The 2913-nt window shown below is 68.8% G+C and carries 4 protein-coding genes; 3 read left to right on the top strand and 1 reads right to left on the bottom strand.

Annotation, left to right across the window (positions count from 1 at the left end):
- On the top strand, positions 1-527 hold a 527-nt coding region (locus tag AC27VN_RS37770; protein ID WP_490879972.1), incomplete at its 5' end, for an amidohydrolase family protein.
- On the opposite strand, the gene AC27VN_RS37775 is transcribed toward AC27VN_RS37770, so the two are convergent.
- Positions 515-1441 (bottom strand): transcriptional regulator GcvA, encoded by a 927-nt coding sequence (locus AC27VN_RS37775; RefSeq protein ID WP_208513754.1) that lies wholly within the window; start codon positions 1439-1441, stop codon positions 515-517. The two genes, AC27VN_RS37770 and AC27VN_RS37775, sit on opposite strands and share 13 nt — an antisense overlap.
- A 185-nt stretch (positions 1442-1626) precedes the next feature.
- Here AC27VN_RS37775 and AC27VN_RS37780 point away from each other — a divergent pair, with 185 nt between their 5' ends.
- Positions 1627-2037, top strand: coding sequence for a thioesterase family protein (locus AC27VN_RS37780; protein WP_490879973.1), 411 nt, complete (start codon positions 1627-1629; stop codon positions 2035-2037).
- 154 nt (positions 2038-2191) lie between these two features.
- Entirely contained in the window at positions 2192-2719 is a 528-nt protein-coding gene (locus AC27VN_RS37785; protein WP_093352756.1) for a PPC domain-containing DNA-binding protein, read from the top strand.
- Positions 2720-2913 lie beyond the last annotated feature (194 nt).

The raw sequence follows: 2913 nt of genomic DNA on the forward strand, positions 1-2913 counted from the left end.
TGACGGCCGCGTCAGCCGACGCGGCCGTGCGCGGCGTGGCGGGCTCGATGGACGATCCGCGCTGGCGCGCGGGCTATGCGCTGCTCGAGACGCACGGACTCTCGTTCGACCTGCAGGCCCCGTGGTGGAACCTCGACCAGGCCACGCAGCTCGCGCGCGACTTTCCGCGCACGCTGCTGATCCTCAACCACAGCGGCCTGCCCGCCGACCGCAGCACCGAGGGCCTCGCGGGCTGGCGCCGCGCGCTCGAGCGTCTGGCCGATGCGCCCAACACCGCGATCAAGATCTCGGGCCTGGGCCAACGCGGCCTGCCATGGACCGAGCACGCCAACGTGCCGCTGATCCGCGACGCGATCGCGATCTTCGGCGTGTCGCGCTGCATGTTCGCGAGCAACTTCCCGGTCGACAGCCTGGTGGCCAGCTACGAGACCATCCTGCGCGGCTTCCTCGCGGCCATCGCCGGGCACTCCGAGGCGGAGCGCCGGCAGCTGCTGCACGACAACGCCGTGCGGCTCTACAGGCTCTGAGCCGCCGCCTCGTCTTTCGCGCGTTCTTCGTGCACCCATGACACGAAGGCCGCGATGCGCGCATCGGCGGCGCGGTCCTGCGGATAGACCATGAAGTAGGAGAACTCCACCGGCAGCGTGACGTCGAAGGGCCGCACCAGCAGGCCGTCGGCCAGGTCCTTCATCACCCAGTTCTTCTTCACCAGCGCCACGCCGAGCCCGTCGACCGCGGCGGCGATCACCAGGTGGCTGGGCCAGAACGAGGGGCCGCGCGTCACGTCCACGTCGCTCACGCCCGCATGCTCGAGCCACATGCCCCAGTCGGGATTGCTCACGTCGCTGTAGGTGCTGTTGTCGTGCAGCAGCACGTGGTGCTTGAGGTCGGCCGGCGTGCGCAGCGGATGGTCGCCCTGCATCAGCGCCGGGCTGCAGACCGGGAACACCTCGACCGGCAGGCACAGCTCGGAGTGCAGGCCCGGGTAGATGCCGCGGCCGTAGCGCACCGCCATGTCGAAGTCCTCGCGCGTGAAGTCGACCATGTGCTTGGAGGTCGATATCTCGAGGTCGATGTCGGGGTAGGCCTGCATGAAGCGGCGCATGCGCGGGATCAGCCACTTGACCGCGAAGGTCGGCGGCAGGTTGATCTTGAGCGAGGGCGTGCCCTGCGACTGGCGCAGTTGCTGCGTCGCGTACATCACCTGCTTGAAGGCTTCCTGGATACCGGGCAGGTAGGCCTTGCCGGCGGCGGTGAGCGCGAGCGACTTGGTGTCGCGCACGAACAGCGCGATGCCGAGGTTCTCCTCGAGCGTCTTGATCTGGTGGCTCACGGCCGAGGGCGTGACGAAGAGCTCGTCGGCCGCGCGCGTGAAGCTCAGGTGCCGCGCCGCGACCTCGAAGGCACGCAGCGGATTGAGCGGGGGAATGGGGCGCGACATGGTGGACGGATTCCTTCGGGAGCGGGCACGGGACGGGGGCGCGGGGCCTTCAATATTTTCTACGCAATGCTTCGAGAAAAACTCGTTTGCCGCGCCGCGCCGCGATTCCTAGACTGCCCTTCGCACCGACGCACGGCCAGTCGGGACAACGTCAATTGACGCTCAACGCTTTCGGACCAACCCCCATGAACCCAGAACTGCGCCCAGGCGCCCTCGCCCGCCGCGAACTCGTGATCGACCGCCCGCGCACCGTCGACTTCCTCGGCGAGGACCTGCGCATCTATGCCACGCCCGAGCTCGTGCGCGACGTCGAGCAGACCTGCCTCGACTTCCTGCTCGACCACGTGGGCGCGGGCGAATCCTCGGTCGGCACCGCGATCGCGCTGAAGCACGTGGGCGCCACGCTGCTGGGCCAGCCGGTGCGCATCGAGGCGCGCGTGCGCACGGTCGACGGCCGCGGCGTGGACTTCGAGTTCACGGTGCACGAAGGCGACAAGGAGGTCGCGAGCGGCGCGCACAGCCGCTTCGTCGTCGATGTGGCGCGGCTGCGCGCGAAGGTGCACGCGGCCGTCGCCCAGAGCACGAACGCCTCGTGAGTTCCTGATCTTCCGCGGGCCACGGCCCGCGGCCACCCGTGCCGGACAGCGGCGCGCCAGCACCACGGTGCGGGCGTGCGGCCGTTCCTCATCCGTGCGGCGAAAGCCGAATCCGCAACCTGGTTGCATCTTCAAAAAGAAACGAGACAGACCGATGTTCAAGACCCTCGCCTCCGCCCTCTTCGCACTGGCCACCGCCTGTGCCTCGCTCGCCTTCAGCGCCTCGGCCGGCGCGCAGGACCTGACCGGCAAGGTCACGCGCACGCCCACCGGTTACCTGATGGTGCTGCGCAACGGCGACGACGTGCTCGCGCACCTCGAGCGCCTCGCCGTGGTCGAGCAGATACCGAGCGCCAGCATCGTGGGCATCGGCTTCATGCGCGAGGCCACCTTCGGCTTCTACGACTTCGCGAAGAAGGTCTTCAACCCGAAGACCTTCAAGGACGTCGAACTCGCCAACCTCACGGGCTCCATCGCCTGGAAGGAAGGCAAGCCCTCGATCCATGCGCACGGCATCGTGACCGACGGCAGCTTCATCGGCGCGGGCGGCCACCTGCTGGGCCTGACGGTGGGCACGGGCTCGTGCGAGATCACGGTGATCCTGCACCCGCAGCGGCTCGAGCGCTTCGTCGATCCTGCCATCGGGGCGAATGTGCTGGGGTTGCATCCGGGCGCGAAGTAAACGGCATGCGGGCGTGAAAGGGGCTGGCGCGGGCCGGTGACACGGCGCTGTAACACGGCTTGCATGTTGGCTTCGTATCTTCCGGGGACCCGCGACAACAACCCACAACAGAGGGATCCCCATGCACGCCACTCCCACGACGCCGCGCGCGCGGCTCGACGCACGCCGCCTGCGCTGGCTCGCCGCCTTCGCCG

Source organism: Variovorax sp. 20P10.2.4 (assembly GCF_058244205.1).

What these genes read in the sequence shown, in the direction of transcription:
- AC27VN_RS37780 (WP_490879973.1), top strand. Translation starts at nt 1,627, where the DNA reads ATGAACCCAGAACTGCGCCCAGGCGCCCTCGCCCGCCGCGAACTCGTG.
- AC27VN_RS37785 (WP_093352756.1), top strand. Translation starts at nt 2,192, where the DNA reads ATGTTCAAGACCCTCGCCTCCGCCCTCTTCGCACTGGCCACCGCCTGT.
- AC27VN_RS37775 (WP_208513754.1), bottom strand. Translation starts at nt 1,441, where the DNA reads ATGTCGCGCCCCATTCCCCCGCTCAATCCGCTGCGTGCCTTCGAGGTC.